This is a genomic window from Tepidimonas fonticaldi (assembly GCF_001675355.1).
In the GTDB taxonomy this organism is placed as follows: Bacteria; Pseudomonadota; Gammaproteobacteria; order Burkholderiales; family Burkholderiaceae_C; genus Tepidimonas; species Tepidimonas fonticaldi.
The window spans coordinates 53,407-71,449 of the sequence record NZ_LZDH01000034.1 but is presented as its reverse complement, the minus strand read 5'-3'; the positions used below and the strand labels follow the sequence as shown (position 1 = coordinate 71,449).

The window sequence follows — 18,043 nt, the reverse complement described above, 5'->3', positions numbered from 1 at the left end:
CGCGATGGCCCTGCACAAGCCCTACGCCGACATCCCCGGCACCGTCGTCTTCGACGCCGACCAGAGCCGCAAGGGCTACTGGCTCAACCAGTTCTGCATGAGCCTGATGCAGGACGCCAACCGCCAGCGCTATCTGGCCGACCGGCGCGCCTACCTCGACGAGTGGCCGATGACCGAGGAGCAGAAGCAGGCCGTGCTGGACGGCGACCTCAACCGCTGCATCCAGCTCGGCGGCAACATCTATTTCCTCGCCAAGCTCGGCGCCACGCACGGCAAGAGCTTTCAGCAGATGGCCGGCTCGATGACCGGCATGACCGAGGAGGAGTACCGCGCGATGATGCTGGCCGGCGGCCGGCGCATCGACGGCAACCGCCGCCTCGGCGAGGACGGCGACGCCCAGCCGCACCGCCAGCCGCAGGGCCACGGCAGCGGCCGCCTGCTCTGACCCCCACCCTTCCGGAGACGACCCCCATGGCACGCATCACCGCCTCCGTCTACACCAGCCACGTTCCCGCCATCGGCGCGGCCATCGACCTGGGCAAAACCCACGAGCCGTACTGGCAGCCGCTGTTTGCCGGCTACGAGTTTTCCAAACAGTGGCTGCGCGAGCACACGCCCGACGTCGTGTTCCTGGTCTACAACGACCACGCCACCGCGTTCAGCCTGGAGCTGATCCCGACCTTCGCCATCGGTACCGCGGCCGAATTCCCCATCGCCGACGAAGGCTGGGGGCCGCGCCCGGTGCCGCCGGTGATCGGCCACCCCGAGCTGGCCAGCCACATCGCGCAAAGCGTCATCCAAGAGGACTTCGACCTCACCATCGTCAACAAGATGGCGGTGGACCACGGCCTGACCGTGCCGCTGTCGCTGATGTGCGGCCAGCCGTCCGAGTGGCCGTTCAAGGTCATTCCGTTCGCGGTCAACGTGGTGCAGTACCCGGTGCCGTCGGGGCGGCGCTGCTTCGCGCTCGGGCAGGCGATCCGCCGCGCCGTCGAGAGCTTCGACGAGGACCTCAACGTGCAGATCTGGGGCACCGGCGGCATGAGCCACCAGCTGCAGGGCCCGCGCGCCGGCCTCATCAACCGCGAGTGGGACAACCGCTTCCTCGACCGCCTGATCGACGATCCGGCGGGCCTCGCGCAGGTGCCGCACATCGAGTATGTGCGCGAGGCCGGCAGCGAGGGCATCGAGCTGGTCATGTGGCTGATCGCGCGCGGCGCGATGGCCGACGTGGCCGGCGGCCCGAAGCCCCGCGTCGCGCACCGCTTCTACCACGTGCCCGCGAGCAACACCGCCGTGGGCCACCTGATCCTGGAGAACGCCGCATGACCATCCACGTCGCCCTGGCCGGGCCGGGCGCCTTCGGCCAGAAACATCTGGACGCGATCCGAAACATCCCCGACGTCAAGGTCGTCTCGCTGATCGGCCGCGAGCCGGCCAAGACCGCCGAGGTGGCCGCCCATTACGGTGTGCCGCACACCACCACCGAGCTGGCCGAGGCGCTGGCGATGAAGGAGGTGGACGCCGTGATCCTGTGCACGCCGACGCAGCTGCACGCCGCGCAGGCCAAGGCGTGCCTGCAGGCCGGCAAGCACGTGCAGGTGGAAATCCCCCTGTGCGACGTGCTGCGCGAGGGCGAGGAGGTGCTGGCCCTGCAGCGCCAGACGGGTCTGGTGGCGATGGTGGGGCACACGCGCCGCTTCAACCCCAGCCACCAGTGGATTCACCGGCGCGTCGTGGCGGGTGACTACACCGTCCAGCAAATGGACGTGCAGACCTACTTCTTCCGCCGCACCAACATGAATGCGCTGGGCCAGCCGCGCAGCTGGACCGACCACCTGCTGTGGCACCACGCGGCGCACACGGTGGACCTGTTCGCCTATCAGACGCGCAGCCCGATCGTGCAGGCGCACGCGATCCAGGGGCCGTACCACCCCGAGCTCAAGATCGCCATGGACATGAGCATCCAGCTCAAGGCCGCCAGCGGCGCCATCTGCACGCTGAGCCTGTCGTTCAACAACGACGGGCCGCTGGGCACGTTCTTTCGCTACATCGGCGACACGGGCACCTACATCGCGCGCTACGACGACCTGGTGCAGAGCCACAGCAAGGGGCCGGAGACGCCGGTGGACGTCAGCGGCGTGGACGTGTCGATGAACGGCATCGAGCTGCAGGACCGCGAGTTCTTCGCCGCCATCCGCGAGGGGCGCGAGCCCAACGCCAGCGTCGCGCAGGTGCTGCCGTGCTACCAGGTGCTGCACCAGCTGGAGCAGCAGCTGCTGGCGGACAACGGCCCGGCGCCGCGCTGAGCCCGGAGATGCGAGCATGACCGGCCGTTCCGTGGGTGGCCAGACGGCGCCCGCCCTCATCGCGCCGCCGACGCCGTGGCCGACGCGGCGCCTGGGGCCGTTCGAGGTCTCGGCCATTGGTCTGGGTTGCATGAACATCTGCCACGCCTACGGCGAGCCGGTGCCGCAGGCCGACGCCGCGCGGCTGCTGCTCGCCGCGCTGGACGCGGGCGTGACGCACTTCGACACCGCGGCGCTGTACGGCTTTGGCCTGTCGGAGGAGTGGATCGGCCGCCATCTGGCGCCGCACCGCCAGCGCTTTGTGCTGGCCAGCAAGTGCGGCATGACCGGCGAGCCCAATGAGCGCGGCGTGAAGGTGCGCGTCATCGACGGCCGGCCCGCCACGCTCAAGGCCACCTGCGAGCAGGCGCTCAAGCGCCTGCGCACCGACGTCATCGACCTGTACTACCTGCACCGCTGGGACCGGCGCGTGCCCATCGAGGACAGTGTTGGCGCGCTGGCCGATCTGGTGCGGGAGGGCAAGATCCGCTCGATCGGCCTGAGCGAAGTCTCGGCCGCGACGCTGCGCCGCGCGCATGCGGTGCACCCGATTGCCGCAGTGCAGTCGGAGTATTCGCTGTGGACGCGCAACCCCGAGATCGCGGTGCTGGAGGCCTGCCGCGAGCTGGGTGTGGCCTTCGTCGCTTTCAGCCCGCTGGGGCGTGGCGTGCTGACCGCCAGCCCGCCCGACCCGGCGGCTTTCCATCCGAAGGACATCCGCCGCACCATGCCGCGCTTCGAGTCGCCGCACTGGGCGCACAACCTGCAACTGCAGCAGCGGCTGGCGGCGCTGGCGCAGCAGGCCGGCTGCACCCCGGCGCAACTGGCGCTGGCGTGGGTGTTGGCGCGCGGGCCGCATGTGCACGCGCTGCCCGGCACCACCCGCCTGGACCATCTGCAGGAGGATCTGCAGGCCCTGCGCGTGCGGCCCGGCCCGGCGCTGTTGGCCGAGCTGGACGCCACCTTCACCCCGCAGGCCGTCAGCGGCGCCCGCTACAACGCCCAGGGCGAGGATGAAGTGGATACCGAGCGCTTCTGACACCCCCCGAGCGGTTGCCGTGCACCGCAGCGGGACCCGACCCGTGGAGACCGCAAGCCCATGAACCCGCACACCCCCGCGACGCGCACCATCCCCGGCACGCAACCTTTTGACGGCGCGCTGGCACAGCGCGGTTATGCGCTCAACAAAATGTGCTACTCCTTCAACGAGGCGGCCAACCGCGAGGCCTTCCGCGCCGACCCGGAGGCCTACATGGCCCGCTTCGGCCTGAGCGAGGAGCAAAAAGCCGCCGTGCGCAGCGGTCAGGTGCTGCGGATGCTGGCCGCAGGCGGCAACGCCTATTACCTGGCCAAGCTGGCCGGCATCTTCGGCTGGGACATGCAGGACATCGGCGCGCAACAGACCGGCGTGACCAAGGCCGAGTTCCAAGCCAAGCTGGTGGCCGCCAACCAGCAGTGTTGAGGCCTACCGCCCCAGGAGACGTTCCCATGGCCCAGATCGTCGGTGGCCTGGCCACCTCGCACATCCCCGCGATCGGCAACGCGATTGCCAAAGGCAAACAGGCCGAGCCGTACTGGAAGCCGTTCTTCGACGGCTTTCCCCCCATCCACGCCTGGCTGCGGCAGGTGCAGCCCGAGGTCGTCGTCGTGTTCTACAACGACCACGGGCTGAACTTCTTTCTCGACAAGCTACCGGCTTTTGCCATCGGGGCCGCGGCCGAGTACCACCATGCCGACGAGGGCTGGGGCATCCCGACCACCGCGCCGCTGGCCGGTTGCCCGGAGCTGTCGTGGCACCTGGTCGAGCAGCTCACCGCGGCGGAATTCGACCTCACGGTCTGCCAAGAGATGCAGGTGGACCACGCCTGCACGATTCCCTTCCAACTGTTCTGGCCCGACCAGCACCCCGCGCCGGTGCGCATCGTGCCCATCCACATCAACACGGTGCAGTTTCCCTTGCCGCCGGCCCGGCGCGTGTATGCGCTGGGGCGGGCGGTGGGGCGTGCCATCGGCCGCTGGGGCGACGCCCGGCGCGTCGCGGTGATGGCCACCGGCGGGCTGAGTCACCAGTTGGAAGGCGAACGGGCGGGCTTCATCAACAAGCGCTTCGACCTGCAGTTTCTGCAAAGCATGGAGACCAACCCCGAGTGGGCCACCCAGTTCAGCGACCGCGAGCTGGTGGAATTGGCCGGGACGCAAGGGGTGGAGCTGTTGATGTGGCTGGCCATGCGCGCCGCACTCACCGAGGCCGGCAGCGGCGTGCGGCTGGTGCACCGCAACTACCACATCCCCATCTCCAACACCGCCACCGGCGTCATCGCGCTGGAAGCTGTGCCCTGATCGGAACGCCCAGCGCCGGGCCGCGGGGCGCGGGCGCCGTGGCCTCGGCCGCGCCCAGCTGAAACACCGACACCGCCTGCAGCAGCCGTTGCGCCTGCTCGCGCAATGCCTCGGCCGACGCGGCCGACTGCTCCACCAGCGCCGCGTTCTGCTGCGTGCTCTGATCGAGCTGGCCCATCGCGGCGTTGACTTGGCCGATGCCTTCGCTTTGATCGCGCGCGGTGTGGGTGATCTCGCCGATCGTGTCGGCCACGCGCTGGATCGCCTGCACGATGTCGTCCATGGTCTGACCGGCCTGCTGCACCTGGGCGCTGCCGGCCTGCACCTTGGCGACGCTGGTCTCGATCAGCGCCTTGATCTCGCGCGCGGCTTGGGCGCTGCGCTGGGCCAGCGCGCGCACCTCGCCGGCCACCACCGCGAAGCCGCGCCCGGCCTCGCCGGCGCGCGCGGCCTCCACCGCGGCGTTGAGCGCCAGAATGTTGGTCTGGAACGCGATGCCGTCGATGACGCCGATGATGTCGGCGATCTTTTGGCTGCTGGTCTGAATATCGGCCATCGTGCTGACCACCTGCGCCACCGTCTCGCCGCCGCGGCGTGTGGTGTCGGCGGCCTGCGCGGCCAGCTCGTTGGCGCTGCGCGCCGCATCGGCGCTGTGTTGCACGCTGTCGGTCAGGTGCTGCAGGCTGGCACCGGTTTGCTGCAGGCTCGCCGCCGCGCTTTCGGTACGGCGGCTCAGGTCCTGCGTGCCGCCCGCGATCTCGCCTGCGGCATTTTCGATTTGCTGCACGGCGCTGCGGATGCCGGTCACGGCGCTGGCGATGCGGCCGATGACGTCCTTGAGCCGCTGCGCCAGCGGCGTCGTGGCGCGCAGGTGGGCCACGTCCAGCACCACATGCCCGCCACGGGACAGGCTGTCGGCCAGCGCGGCCACTTCGGCGTTGTCGCGCACCTGGCGTGCCAGCCACAGGATCAACATCACCTCGAAGCCGGTCTGCACGACCACGTAGGCCGCGTGCAGGAGGATGACCGGAAAGTTCGGCTCGCTCAGGCAGTACAGGCCCCAGCCGGCCGCCTGCAGGCGGTCGAACGCCACGTGGTGCACCGCGAACAGCCCCGCCGACCACACCACCGGGCGCCAGTCCAAGTAGGTCATCAGCAGCGCCAGCGTCACGAACACGCCGAAGTGGAACTCGATCATCCCGGCCGAGACCTGGATGTGCAGCATCACCAGCGTGGACAGCGACGTGGCCAGCAGCAGCCGGCTGGCCAGCGTGCCGCGCAGCACCGCAAAGCCGATCACCCCCGGTAGCGACAGGCCGACCAGCCACGCCAGCTCCGCCCCCAGGCTCAGGCCCGGCCGCTGCATCAGCAGCAGAATCGGCACCGATGCGACGGCATACAGCGCCAGCGCGACGAGCATGGCCAGGTCACCCCGGCGGTAGATGGGCAGCAACGGGTCGCGCGGGGTGGCGGCGGTCACGGAGGTTCTCCAAGGCAACGGTCCGGGGGTACCTCGCGGTCACCCCCTTCTTCAACGACGTCATGCAGCAAGCGCGGCCAGTGTCGCCGATTTTTTTGACGTTGGGGTGATCTATGTCAATCGCGCGTGTCGGCGGCCGCACCGTCTCGGCCGTCGGGGTTGGGGTTCTCGCCCGCGGGGGATCGGGGCGCGATGCGGGGGCAACGGATGTGAAAGGTCGTACCGCATCCCGGAGCGCTGCTCAGATCGATATGCCCCCCGAGCATGCCGGTCACCAAGTTGTGGACGATGTGCAGCCCCAGCCCGCTGCCGCCGCGGCCCAGGCGCGTGGTGAAAAACGGGTCGAAGGCCCGGGCCCGCACTTCGGCTTCCATACCACGGCCATCGTCGGCAACCGTCAGGATCACCGACTCGTCATCGGCCGCCGCCGTGACCGAGATGGTGCCATGGTCGCGCCCCTCGAATGCATGCACGATCGCGTTCTGGATCAGGTTGGCCAGCACCTGACCCCAAGGGCCGGGGTAGCTGTCGAGCGTAATGCCGGGGGGAATGTCGATGTCGAGCCGGTACGGGGTGCGCTTCAGGGTGGGCTGCAGAGTCAGCGCCAATTCCGCGACCAGCTCCCGCAGATCGAAGATGCGCCGCTGGGTGCTCGTCTGGTCGACCGCCACCTGTTTGAAGCTGCGCAGCAGTTCCGAGGCGCGATGCAAGTTGCGCTCGGCGATGTCCTCGGCGGTGCCGATCTGTTCCAGCAACCGCGCCACGTCGGAGCGCCGCACACCGGCGTCGAGCCGCTGCGCGAAGCCCGCGGCCCGCTCGCGCAGGGTGGAGATGGCCATCAGCGCGTTGCCGATGGGGGTGTTGAGTTCGTGGGCGACCCCCGCCACCAGACTGCCCAGCGCGGCCAGCTTGTCGGCCTGGACGAGCTGGGCCTGCGCCTGGCGCAGCTCATCCAGGGCGCGCTGCAGGCGCTCGTTGGCCTCCGTCAGACTGCGTGTGCGGTGCTGGACCTTTTCCTCCAGGCTGGCGTTGAGGACACGCAGTTCCTCCTCCAGCCGCTTGAGTTCGGTGATGTCGATGTCCATGCACACGAACAGCGGTTCATCCGCGGTGGGGCCAGGGATTGGAAAGGTCGTCGAGTAAATCCAGCGGCGCTCCCCCCGGCTGGTCTGAACCTCCCCCTCGAAGGGCCCGTACGCGCCCCCCGAGCGGGCCAGTTCGTCCAGGATAGCCTCGAACTGGGCCTGCTGCTCGGGGGTGTAGTACAGTTCCAAGGGCCGGCGCCCCAGCGCTTGGTCTCGGGTGAAGCCCAGGATCTTTTCGCTCGCCGGGTTCCAGTCCAGGATGCGGGTGTGGCGGTCGTACACCTGGATCGCCACCGTGGGGCCGAGATCGACGATGGAGCGCAACTGCTGCTCCCGCTGGCGGATCTGGCGCACCATATCCGCCAGACCCTGTTCCAGCCGCGCCAGCTCCTCGATGCGGCTGTCCGGCAGCGGTTGCGAGTAGTCGCCGCGCGCCACGGCCTCTGCAAAGCGAATGCTGGTGCGCAGGCGACGCTGCACCCACGCCGAGCTGACCGATACGGTGCCCAAGGCGGCCAGCGCGGCCAGACCGGCCACGACGGCGGTGACCCAGAGGGCGCCGCGCGCCGCGCTCTCGGCCACTTCCAGCGGATAGCCGGCGAACACCACCCACCCCAGCCGCGGCAGTTGCAGCGCATACCCTTCGAGGCGCAGGCCGGCCAGCTCCAGGCGGCCCTGCGCACTGCCATTGAGCCGGGCGTCGAACAGCGGGGGCAGGTGCCCCAGGTTGCGGCGGTGCAGCCGGTCGGTCGGGTCGGGGGAACGGATCACCTCACCCGCGCGGTCGGTGATCAGCAGGTGCACCCCTTCCAGCGCCTGCAGGCCCAGCGCCGAGTCGCCCAGTCGATCCACCGAGAGTTCGGCGAGCCAGAAGCCGTCCTCGGTGCGCAGTGCCAGGGCCACCACCGGCTCGCCGACCACCGGCGACAGGTACTGGTCGCTCCAGGCCACGCCGTCGCGTTGGGCGGCCGCGCGCAGTACCGGCAGATTGCCCAGGTCGTAACCCCGCAGGTCGGGCCGTGTGCGGGCCACCGTGGTGGCGCCGCGCCGGATGTGGCCATCCGGCGCGATGTCGTATAACCCCAGGAACGCGGCCTCGCTGGCGATGGCTTGCAGCCGCAGCGAGCTGGCGGCGGTGGGGGCCGGACGGTCCTCTGCGGAAAGGCGGGCCAGAAAGCGCAGCGTGCGCTCGGCCAGATCGAGGTCGGTCTCGACCCGCAAAAGGGCGAGTCCGGCGGCGCGGCGCTGTTCCTGCGCCTGCTGCTCGCGCGCCTGGGGCAGGCGCCAGTTCGCCATCAACACCGCGAGCGCCACGATGGCCACGGCGATCACCAGCGCAAACTGGGCAATCAGCACCGTGCGCAGCGGGACGGTGCGGCGGCGGTTCATGCGGGCACGGTCATGAAGCGTTGCTGACGCACCTCGGTGACATACAGCGGACGGTCGCAGTCACCGTAGTCATCGAACACGATGGCGTTCTGCACCCCATCGAAGCGCCGCAAGCGCAGCAGCGTGGCCTTGAGCGGCTCGTCCCGGCGTCGCTCGGCCAACGCCTGCAGCACGATCCGGGTGGCGTCGTAGGCCGCCGTCTCGGCAAAACCGGGCATGCGCCCAAAACGCGTTTGGAACGCCTGCGCGAAGGCCAGGTACGCCGGGGCCTGGCTGTCGCGGTCGAAAAACTGGGTGACCAGCACGCCTTCCACGGCGCGACCACCGCCCAGGATCAATTGATCGGTGGCGGCCCACTCGGCGGCGATGAGCGCCGGGCGCTTCGGGTGGTGGGTGATGGCTTGCGCGAGCAGGGCCGTGTCGCGCGCGTTGGCCACGATGACCAGTGTTTCGGGGCCGCTGGCCAGCGCGGCAGCCAGCGCCTGTTCTGCGCCGTCATGGGGCGTGCCTGGCCCGTAGGCGGTCTCGGCCACGACGACCGCCCCCTCGCCGCGCACCGCTGCGATGAAGTGCTCGCTCCAACTGCGCGTGTAGGCGTGGTTGCTGTCGTCGCGCACCAGGGCGAAGCGGCGCCAGCCGTGCCGTCGCACCGCGTGGAGCGCCGAGTGGCGCGCGTATTGGCGCGTCGTCGAGCAGATGCGAAAGAAGTGGTCGTCCTGTCCGGCGAAGTCATGACTGGTCACCGTCGGCGAGACCGACAGCAGCTTTCGCCGCTCGGCTTGCGGAATCCAGCCCGCGGCCATGCTGCTGGTGGCCGGGCCGATCACGGCCACGCAGCCGGCGGCCTGCACCGCATCGGCCAGTTCGGCGGCTTGATCGGGCCGCTGCCGGTCGTCGAACTCGACCAGCTCCACCGCCGGATTGGACTGCGCCACGGCCAGCAAAGCCCCGTTGCGCAAGGCCACGCCAATGTCGCTGGTGGGCCCGGTCAGACCCGCGACCAGCGCCAAGCGGGGGGGGCGCGACGGGCCGCAACCCAGCAGGGCAGGACTGGCACCCACCCCCAAGAGGCTGCCAGCGGCGGCCCCCAGCCAACGTCGGCGCGTGAACGCGGTCGCCCGGTTCATGTGGCGGCCCCTGCTGGCGCTGTGCGGGCGCGCGCTTCGAGCCATGCCTGCAGCGGCTCGAAGGCCATCGGGCGGGCGATGCCGAAGCCCTGGCCCTCGTGGCAGCCCAGCGCCAACAGCCGCTGGCGCACAGCGTCGTCCTCGACCCCTTCGGCCAGCACGCGCAGGCCGAGCTTGTGGCCGAGCTGCGTGATCAGCTCGGCGACACGGGCCTCGTCGCCCTGTTGCAGACGACGGACGAACGCGCGGTCGATCTTGAGGCAGTCCAGCGGCAGCCGCTCCAGATACGCCAGTGACGAGTACCCCGTGCCGAAATCGTCGATCGCCACCGACAGGCCCGCGGCGCGCAGCCGCGCCAGGACACTCTGCACGACGTCTTCGCCCAGCATCGCCACCGACTCGGTGATCTCCAGTTCCAGCCGCTGCGGGGGCAGGCCCAGCCGTTCCAGCGTCGCCAGCACGCGGTCGGCAAACGTGGCGCCCCCGAACTGGATCACCGACACGTTGACCGCCACGCGCCCGGGATCGAGCCCCATCCGCAACAGCCGCAGCAGGTCGTGGCAAGCGGTCTGCAGCACCCATTCGCCCAGCGCATCGATCAGGCCGGACCGCTCGGCCACCGGGATGAAGGTGTCCGGCGGGATCAGCTGTCCGTCCTCGCGCCGCCAGCGCACCAGCGCTTCCATGCCGACCAGGCGACCGCTGGCCAGCTCGATCTGCGGCTGGTAGACCACGAACAGTTGATTCTCGTTGAACGCGGCGTTCAGGCGGGTGAGCAGCTCTGCCTGGTGGCGGGAGCGCACCGCCATGTCGCGGTCGAATGCCACCCAGCGCCCGCGATGCTGTTGTTTGGCGTGCTTGAGCGCGACCTGGGCGTTGCGCACCGCGTTGACACCCCGGCCCTCGAACAGGTCGTCGTCGCACGAGCCGATCGAGACCCGCACCCGAAAGGGCTGTCCATCGACGTCGAGCGGCTCGGCCAGCGCGGCGCTCAGGCGGGCCGGATCCAAGGCCACCTGTGGACCGTAAACCGCAAAGGCGTTGCCCGCCACGCGGGCCACCAGCACACCCGGGGGCAACAGCGCGCGCAGGCGCTGCGCGGTCGCCTGCAGCACGCGGTCGCCAAACTCATGGCCCATCAGCTCGTTGATGCCGCTGAAATCGTCGATGTCGACCAGTGTCAGCCGGCGGGGCTGTCGTGCATCGCGCTCGTCCTCGTCGATGCGTTCGACCAGACGGGTGCGATTGGGTATCCGCAACAACCCGTCTTCGTACGCCAGGTGGTGCAGCCGTTCGATCAGCTCCATATTGCGCAGACAGGCGCTGAGGTTGACGCAGAACACGTCGATCAGTTGCTGCGTCACCGCATCCAACGAGCGGCCCGTGGGCAAGTAGGCGGCCAAATCCAGCCCGCCGGCGCCGCCTGGGATGAACAGCACCGTGTCGTCGGGGCCAAAGAGCGAGGTACGCCGGTCCAGCGCGTCGCGCAGCCGGTCCACCGCGGGGTGGTCGTGCAGCCGCTCCAGCGGCTGCGCCATCAGGCTGGTGTAGCGCCCCGCAGCGGCCAGCACCGTCAGACCGTGTGTCGGACTCGCGCCCTGTGCACACACCAGCCCCTCCGGCGGTACGTCCAGCAGCCCGGCGAGCTGGGTCAGCACGCCGTCGGCGAAGCGCTGCAGCCCCGCCATCTCCAACAGCGAGGCGGAGCCCTCGACGATGCGCTGCAGTCCGCGGCGGCTGGCCTCGATGGTGCGAATCTGCTCGTACGAGCGCAGCGCCGTCGTCAGGGTCGTCAGCAGCCGGTGGCGGGTGAACTCGCCCTTCGATTTGTAGTCGTTGATGTCGTAGCGCTGCAGCGTCTCGTGCTCGGGGGCGTAGCCGGGCTGCCCGGTGCGCAGCACGATGCGCGTCGCCGTCATGCCCAGGTCACGCCGGATGTGGTCGACCAGGCCGAGGCCGGCGTCGGGCGTCTCCATCACCACGTCGAGCAGGATCACCGCCAGATCCCGCTCGTGTGCCAGCAGCGCGCGGGCCTGCTGCGCCGAATGGGCGTGCAGCAACTCGACCGGGCGGCCCAGCAACCAGGTGTCGGCCAGCGCGAAATCGGTGGCCGCATGCACATCGGGATCGTCGTCCACGACCAGCACACGCCAGCCGCCCAATCCCGATGCGGCGGGGACGCCTGAACCCGCGTCGTCCGTTCCCCACAGCAGGGGATCGTCGTCGGCCGAGGAGGCTGGGGTCATCGCAGGCGGCGTCATCGGGTGTGGCAAGTCGTCGACGGCATGGTTTTTGCTGACACGGAGGCAGTCATCATGGTGAGCCGCACACGGCTCCGTCAATGAACAGACCGATTATTGTGATATTTTTACCACACGGAACTGGCTTGGTCGTGTCGCTTTCCGGTCATCTTAGCCACGTCAGTCCCCGCGTCGCGAGGCGGATGAACTCGGGCTGGGACCGACGGTGGCGAGCGCCAGGCCGCGACCGTTGACCGGTGGCGCGGCGTGCGCATATGCTGTCACAACAATCATGAATGCGTAGGACGTCTATGGGTGTGGGTGATCGAAAAACACAAGTTTGGTCGGTGGGCGCCAAGCTGTGGGCGGGTGTTGCAGCCGTCGTTTTGGGCTTGGTCGCGGTGGTTTTGCTGGCGGCGCTGACCTCGCGGCAGTTGACCCGGGAGTCCGAGGCCGTGCTGGCCTTGATGAGCGAGAAAGTGCAGCTGGCCACGCGGTGGGCGGGTCTGACGGAAACCAACGTCACCCGGGTGCAGGCCACGTTCGTCTCGGGCAGTCCTGCCCTCGAGGCGTTGTACAAGGATCTGATCCCGCAGACCGTCCAGCAAATTTCGGAGCTGCAAAAACGCCTGGAGGGCATGCCGCTGACGGAGCCCGAGCGTGCCCTGATGGCGCGCATCGCGCAGCAACGCCAGGCGGTGCTCGACTCCTTGGCCAAGGCCCGACAGTTGAAGGCCGATGGCCAACCCGACGCGGCCTTGCAGGAGATCGAGCAGCGGTTCAACCCGGGCGTCCCCCCCTACATCGCCAGTCTGCGGGAGTTCGCCGATCTGCAGGCGCAGTTGCTGCAACAGTCGCAGGCCGAGTTTGCCGAGCGCCGTGTCCGCAATGTGCTGACCGCGGCCGTTCTCGTCGCCGCGCTGGTCGTGGCCATCATCGGCGGAGCGGCCGTGCTGATCCGCAGCATCCGGCGGCCCCTGCAAGAGGCGGTGACCTTCGCGCAGCGCATTGCCGACGGGGATTTGACGGCGCGGCTGGCGTCCACGCGCCGCGACGAGTTTGGCCAAATGATCGATGCACTTCACGCCATGCGGGATCAGCTCTCGCAGGTGGTGGCGGACGTCCGGCAAGGCACCGACAACATCACCGTGGCGGCCCACGAGATTGCCGCGGGCAACCAGGACCTGAGCGGTCGCACCGAGCAGGCCGCCAGCAACCTCGAGCAGACCGCGGCCAGCATGGAAGAAATGGCCGAAGGCATCCGCCACTCGGCCCAGGCCGCGCAATCGGCCAGCGAGCTGGCCACGGCGGCTGGTCGCAGCGCGGAGCAGGGCCGCGACGTGGTCAGCGGTGTCGTGCACACCATGACCGACATTCAGCAGGCCTCGCAGAAGATCGGCGACATCATCGCCGTGATCGATGGCATCGCCTTCCAGACCAACATCCTGGCGCTCAACGCCGCGGTGGAGGCCGCCCGTGCCGGCGAAGCGGGCCGCGGCTTTGCCGTCGTGGCCAGCGAGGTGCGGGCCTTGGCCCAGCGCAGCGCGCAGGCCGCCCGGGAGATCAAAGACCTCATCCAAAACAGCGTCGAGCGCGTCGGCGCGGGCGTGGATGCGGTCCACCGCGCCGGTGAGGTCATGCAGGCCATCGTCGAGCAGGTGGTGCGGGTGCGCGACATCATTCAGTCCATGTCCTCGGCCGCAACCGAGCAGGCCGAGGGGGTCGCCCAGATCAACGCGGCCCTGGGGCAACTCGACCAGATGACGCAACAAAACGCGGCTTTGGTGGAGCAGAGCGCCGCGGCGGCGACGGCCATGAGCGAGCAAGCCCGCCAACTGTCGGAGGTGGTGCGGCGCTTCCGGCTCGACGCCACTGATCAGGGGCACGCCCACATCCAGCGGCTGCGCGTCGAAGATCTGCACCGTTCCGGCACGGCTAGGCGCCGCCCCCCGCCGCTGCCGCCCGCCGAGGTGAACGCATGAGGATCCACGACTGGCGTGTCCGCACGCGCATTGCCGTCGGCCTCGGGCTCATTTTGGCGCTGGCCGTGCTCAGCGCCGGTATCACGCTCTGGCAGAACCAGCGCATCAAGTACGAAACGGGCGAAGTGGCCAACTCGTGGATCCCGGCGCTGGAAAACCTCGGCATCATGAAGAGCACGCTCTCGGATCACTACCGCCTGGTGGCCGATCGCATGGCGGGACGCGATACCCGGACATGGGCGGACTTTCGCACCGCGGTCGAGGCGCTCGAGCGCCAGCTGGCGCAGGCCACCGACGTTTACGCCCAGACATTGGAGACGTACCTTCCCGGCGATCCGCTCGCCGACGAGGAGAAGGCGCTGTATGCCACTTACCGGCAGGCGCACGATGCGTACCGCGCCGCGGCCCAAGCCGGCTTGTCCGCGCTGGAGAACGCAGGGGCGACCGAAGAACTGGTCGAACTGGCCCGCGATGCGTTCGACAGCGAGACACCGGCCGCGTTCGCCAAAGCCTATGCCGCGATGGAGTCGATCCACCAGTTCAACCTGCGCGGCACGGCGCGCGCGGCCACCTCGGCCGCGGCCGGGGTGGCGCGGACGGAGCGCATCATGCTGGCGATCACCGGCGTGGTCGTCGTGGTGGGGATCGGTCTCATCGTCTGGGTGCCCACCACGGTGACCCGACCGGTGGAGCAGGCGGTCGCGGTGGCGCGTGCCATCGCGGCGGGTGACCTGACGGTGAGCGTCCCCACGCAGCGGCGGGACGAACTCGGTCTGTTGCTGGCGGCGCTGTCCGACATGCGCGACAACCTGCGGACCGTGGTGGGACAGGTTCGCGACGGGGCGGAGGCCGTCGCGCACGGGGCATCGGAGATCGAGCAAGGCAATCGCGACTTGTCTGCCCGGACCGAATCGCAGGCCAGTGCCCTGGAGCAAACTGCGGCCAGCATGCAGGACGTGTCGGGGACCGTGCAGCGCAATGCCGAGGCGTCGGGGGCGGCCCATGCGGTGGCCCAGGAGGCCATGGCCGGCGCGCAGCGCGGGGGCGAGACGGTCGAGCGGGTCGTCGCCACCATGGCCGACATCGAGACGTCGAGCCGCCGCATCGCCGAGATCACGGGTCTGATCGATGGCATCGCCTTCCAGACCAACATCCTGGCCCTCAACGCGGCGGTCGAGGCGGCGCGGGCGGGCGAGGCCGGGCGTGGGTTCGCCGTGGTGGCGGCGGAGGTCCGGTCACTGGCCCAACGCAGCGCGGATGCGGCGCGGCAGATCAAGGAACTGATCACCGCCAGCGTGGAGCGGGTGTCGCAGGGCACGGCACTCGTGCACGACGCGGGCGTGGCCATCCGCGACATGGTCGAGGGCGTCCAGCGCCTGGGCGGGCTGGTGGCGGAGATGAATGCCGCCAGCCGCGCCCAGGCGGCCAGCATCGATCAGGTGGGCGCGGCGGTGGGGCAGATCGACCAGGGGACGCAGCAAAATGCCGCCCTGGTCGAAGAAATCGCCGCGGCGGCCTCGAGCCTGCGCCAACAGGCCAATGAGCTGGTGGCCGCCGTGTCGCGCTTTCGCGTGTCCTGAGCTTACAGGTTGTCCAGGAAACTGCGCAGCTTCTCCGACCGGCTCGGGTGCTTGAGCTTGCGGATCGCTTTGGCTTCGATCTGGCGGATGCGCTCGCGCGTGACGTCGAACTGCTTGCCGACCTCCTCCAGCGTGTGGTCGGTGGACATTTCGATGCCGTAGCGCATGCGCAGCACCTTGGCCTCACGCGGGGTCAGGGTGTCCAGGATCTCCTTGACCACGTCGCGCAGACCGGCCTGCATCGCCGCGTCCATCGGCGCCACGTTGGCCGTGTCCTCGATGAAGTCGCCCAGGTGGCTGTCGTCGTCGTCCCCGATGGGCGTCTCCATCGAGATCGGCTCCTTGGCGATCTTCATGATCTTGCGGATCTTGTCCTCCGGCATGTCCATCTTTTCCGCCAGGATCGAGGCGTCCGGCTCGACGCCGAACTCCTGCAGGTGCTGGCGGCTGATGCGGTTCATCTTGTTGATCGTCTCGATCATGTGCACCGGGATGCGGATGGTGCGTGCCTGGTCGGCGATCGAGCGCGTGATGGCCTGCCGGATCCACCACGTGGCGTAGGTGGAGAACTTGTAGCCGCGCCGGTATTCGAACTTGTCCACCGCCTTCATCAGGCCGATGTTGCCCTCCTGGATCAGGTCCAGGAACTGCAGCCCGCGGTTGGTGTACTTCTTGGCGATCGAGATGACTAGGCGCAGGTTGGCCTCGATCATCTCGCGCTTGGCGTCGCGGGAGGTGGCCTCGCCTTCGTTCATGCGCTTGTGGATCGCCTTGAGCTGATCCAGCGGAATCACCACCTGGGTTTGCAGGTCGATCAGGCGCTGCTGCAGCTCCTGGATGGCGGGGATGTTGCGCCCGAGCACCGCGCTCCAGGGTTTGCCGGCCGCGGCCTGCCGCTCCACCCACTGCAGGTTGAGCAGGTTGGGCGGGAAGTCGGCGATGAATTTTTCCTGCGGCATGCCGCACTTGTCGACGATGATGCGGCGCAGCTCGCGCTCGACCTTGCGCACCATGTCCACCTGCTGGCGCACCTTGTCGCACAGCGTCTCGATGGCCTTGGCGGTGAAGCGGATGGTCATCAGCGTCTCGGTGATGCGCGCCTGCACGGCCTGATAGCGCGGCGAGCCCCAGCCGTCCTGCTCGTAGACTTGGCGCAGCTCGTCGAACAGCGCGCGGATGGCGTCGAAGCGCTCCAGCGCCTCGCGCTTGAGCTCCTCCATCTTGCGCGTCAGCGCCTTGGAGCCGCCCTTGCCATCGTCGTCGTCCTCGTAGTCGTCGAAGTCCTCTTCCGCGACGTAGTCGTCGGCCTCGTCGGCATCGGCAAAACCGTCCACGACGGCCGAGATGATCGTCTTGCCTTCGCGGATTTCCTCCGCCATCGAGAGGATGTCGTGGATGATCGCCGGCGACTCGGAGATCGCGGCCATCATCTCGTGCAGCCCGCTTTCGATGCGCTTGGCGATCTCGATCTCGCCCTCGCGGGTGAGCAGCTCCACGGTGCCCATTTCGCGCATGTACATGCGCACCGGGTCGGTGGTGCGGCCGAATTCGCTGTCCACGGTGGACAGGGCGGCCTCGGCTTCCTCCTCGGCCTCCTCCTCGGTGGTCACGGCGGTGGGCGCGCCGGTCAGCAGCAGGGTTTCGGCGTCCGGCGTCTGGTCATAGACCGCCACCCCCATGTCGTTGAGCAGCGAGACGACCACTTCCAGCGTCTCCTGCTCGACCAGCTTGTCCGGCAGGTGGTCGTTGATTTCGCCATGGGTCAGGTAGCCGCGGGTCTTGCCCAGCTTGATGAGCTGCTTGAGCTTTTCGCGGCGCAGCTTGGCTTCTTCCTCGGTCAGCACCGTGTCGTCCAGGCCAAACTCCTTCATCAGGGCGCGTTCCTTGGCCTTGGACAGCTTCATGCGCAGCGGTTTGGCCTTCTCGGCCGGCTCGGCCTCCGCCGTCTCGTCGGCAACGGCCTCGACTTCCTCGTCGACCAGATCGTCGTCGAGGTCGCCCAGCTCGGCGTCGTCGAACACATCCTCCTCGGCCTTCTTGGCCGGCTTGCGGCCGCGCTTGGCGCCCCCTTTGGACGCCGCGCCGGCCTTGGCGGTTTTGGCGGCGGTCTTGCGCGCGGGCTTCTCGGCCGGGGATGCGGTGGCTACCGTTTCGGCGGCAGCGTCCGTGGTCGCCTCCGGCGTCACGGCCGCGTCGGCCGAGGCGGCGGCCGCTTTGCTCGTGCGCTTGCGTGCCGGGGCGGCGGGCGCGGGCGCGGCTTCGGGGGTTTCGGCGGGGCTGGCAGCAGTTTTCTTGGAACGGGTGCTCACGGCAAACGCTTTCTGCCCGGTTCGGGGCCGGGCCTGACGGGGACGGACGAGCGGAACACGACCGGCGGGGACGATGCCGTCGCGCGTGGGCTACCCTGGGTGGCGACACGCACACCCAGGCACGCAGACTACGACATCGACGCACGGCCACGCCCACATGGGG

At 69.1% G+C, this 18,043-nt stretch carries 13 protein-coding genes; 8 read left to right on the top strand and 5 right to left on the bottom strand.

The window, feature by feature from the left end:
- Positions 1-4 precede the first annotated feature (4 nt).
- Genes ligA through A9O67_RS03800 form a run of 6 tightly spaced genes read left to right on the top strand, consistent with a single transcriptional unit; the run spans position 5 to position 4,688 of the window.
- Complete coding sequence (ligA, locus tag A9O67_RS03825; RefSeq protein ID WP_068607499.1) at positions 5-445, top strand: protocatechuate 4,5-dioxygenase subunit alpha; 441 nt, start codon at positions 5-7, stop codon at positions 443-445.
- A 26-nt stretch (positions 446-471) separates the two neighbouring features.
- On the top strand, positions 472-1,329 hold the full coding sequence (locus tag A9O67_RS03820; RefSeq protein ID WP_068607497.1) for a class III extradiol dioxygenase subunit beta: 858 nt from the start codon (positions 472-474) through the stop codon (positions 1,327-1,329).
- Positions 1,326-2,309, top strand: coding sequence for a Gfo/Idh/MocA family oxidoreductase (locus A9O67_RS03815; protein WP_068607495.1), 984 nt, complete (start codon positions 1,326-1,328; stop codon positions 2,307-2,309). Before A9O67_RS03820 ends, A9O67_RS03815 begins: the two co-directional genes overlap by 4 nt.
- 16 nt (positions 2,310-2,325) lie before the next feature.
- Positions 2,326-3,387, top strand: coding sequence for an aldo/keto reductase (locus A9O67_RS03810; protein WP_082955342.1), 1,062 nt, complete (start codon positions 2,326-2,328; stop codon positions 3,385-3,387).
- Between the two features lie 60 nt (positions 3,388-3,447).
- Entirely contained in the window at positions 3,448-3,810 is a 363-nt protein-coding gene (locus A9O67_RS03805) for a protocatechuate 4,5-dioxygenase subunit alpha (RefSeq protein WP_068607493.1), read from the top strand.
- Between the two features lie 26 nt (positions 3,811-3,836).
- Positions 3,837-4,688, top strand: a complete 852-nt coding sequence (locus A9O67_RS03800; RefSeq protein ID WP_068607492.1) for a class III extradiol dioxygenase family protein — start codon at positions 3,837-3,839, stop codon at positions 4,686-4,688.
- Here A9O67_RS03800 and A9O67_RS13935 read toward each other — a convergent pair.
- The 4 genes from A9O67_RS13935 to A9O67_RS03780 form a co-directional block, all read right to left on the bottom strand.
- On the bottom strand, positions 4,663-6,168 hold the full coding sequence (locus A9O67_RS13935; RefSeq protein ID WP_068607490.1) for a methyl-accepting chemotaxis protein: 1,506 nt from the start codon (positions 6,166-6,168) through the stop codon (positions 4,663-4,665). The two genes, A9O67_RS03800 and A9O67_RS13935, sit on opposite strands and share 26 nt — an antisense overlap.
- A gap of 116 nt (positions 6,169-6,284) precedes the next feature.
- Complete coding sequence (locus A9O67_RS03790; RefSeq protein ID WP_068607489.1) at positions 6,285-8,642, bottom strand: ATP-binding protein; 2,358 nt, start codon at positions 8,640-8,642, stop codon at positions 6,285-6,287.
- The gene (locus tag A9O67_RS03785; RefSeq protein WP_197484426.1) at positions 8,639-9,769 is read right to left on the bottom strand and encodes an ABC transporter substrate-binding protein; all 1,131 of its coding nucleotides are present in this window, start codon (positions 9,767-9,769) and stop codon (positions 8,639-8,641) included. Before A9O67_RS03785 ends, A9O67_RS03790 begins: the two co-directional genes overlap by 4 nt.
- Positions 9,766-12,015 carry a putative bifunctional diguanylate cyclase/phosphodiesterase gene (locus A9O67_RS03780; protein ID WP_068607485.1) on the bottom strand — a complete coding sequence of 750 codons (2,250 nt, stop codon included), beginning with the start codon at positions 12,013-12,015 and terminating at the stop codon, positions 9,766-9,768. The genes A9O67_RS03785 and A9O67_RS03780 overlap by 4 nt, the downstream gene beginning before the upstream one ends.
- Before the next feature lie 341 nt (positions 12,016-12,356).
- On the opposite strand from A9O67_RS03780, the gene A9O67_RS03775 reads away from it, so the two are divergent.
- Both A9O67_RS03775 and A9O67_RS03770 read left to right on the top strand, forming a co-directional pair.
- Positions 12,357-13,991, top strand: a complete 1,635-nt coding sequence (locus A9O67_RS03775; RefSeq protein ID WP_197484425.1) for a methyl-accepting chemotaxis protein — start codon at positions 12,357-12,359, stop codon at positions 13,989-13,991.
- On the top strand, positions 13,988-15,571 hold the full coding sequence (locus A9O67_RS03770) for a methyl-accepting chemotaxis protein (protein WP_068607483.1): 1,584 nt from the start codon (positions 13,988-13,990) through the stop codon (positions 15,569-15,571). The genes A9O67_RS03775 and A9O67_RS03770 overlap by 4 nt, the downstream gene beginning before the upstream one ends.
- 2 nt (positions 15,572-15,573) lie before the next feature.
- Here the strand turns inward: A9O67_RS03770 and rpoD are convergent, their stop codons facing one another.
- Complete coding sequence (rpoD, locus tag A9O67_RS03765; RefSeq protein WP_231960197.1) at positions 15,574-17,880, bottom strand: RNA polymerase sigma factor RpoD; 2,307 nt, start codon at positions 17,878-17,880, stop codon at positions 15,574-15,576.
- Positions 17,881-18,043: the final 163 nt, after the last annotated feature.

Excerpts from the sequence above, each read along its gene's own strand:
- A9O67_RS03790 (WP_068607489.1), bottom strand. The coding sequence starts at position 8,642 with ATGAACCGCCGCCGCACCGTCCCGCTGCGCACGGTGCTGATTGCCCAG.
- A9O67_RS03770 (WP_068607483.1), top strand. The coding sequence starts at position 13,988 with ATGAGGATCCACGACTGGCGTGTCCGCACGCGCATTGCCGTCGGCCTC.
- ligA (WP_068607499.1), top strand. The coding sequence starts at position 5 with ATGGCCCTGCACAAGCCCTACGCCGACATCCCCGGCACCGTCGTCTTC.
- A9O67_RS03780 (WP_068607485.1), bottom strand. The coding sequence starts at position 12,015 with ATGACCCCAGCCTCCTCGGCCGACGACGATCCCCTGCTGTGGGGAACG.
- A9O67_RS03820 (WP_068607497.1), top strand. The coding sequence starts at position 472 with ATGGCACGCATCACCGCCTCCGTCTACACCAGCCACGTTCCCGCCATC.
- A9O67_RS03810 (WP_082955342.1), top strand. The coding sequence starts at position 2,326 with ATGACCGGCCGTTCCGTGGGTGGCCAGACGGCGCCCGCCCTCATCGCG.
- A9O67_RS03805 (WP_068607493.1), top strand. The coding sequence starts at position 3,448 with ATGAACCCGCACACCCCCGCGACGCGCACCATCCCCGGCACGCAACCT.
- A9O67_RS03815 (WP_068607495.1), top strand. The coding sequence starts at position 1,326 with ATGACCATCCACGTCGCCCTGGCCGGGCCGGGCGCCTTCGGCCAGAAA.
- A9O67_RS03800 (WP_068607492.1), top strand. The coding sequence starts at position 3,837 with ATGGCCCAGATCGTCGGTGGCCTGGCCACCTCGCACATCCCCGCGATC.
- A9O67_RS03785 (WP_197484426.1), bottom strand. The coding sequence starts at position 9,769 with ATGAACCGGGCGACCGCGTTCACGCGCCGACGTTGGCTGGGGGCCGCC.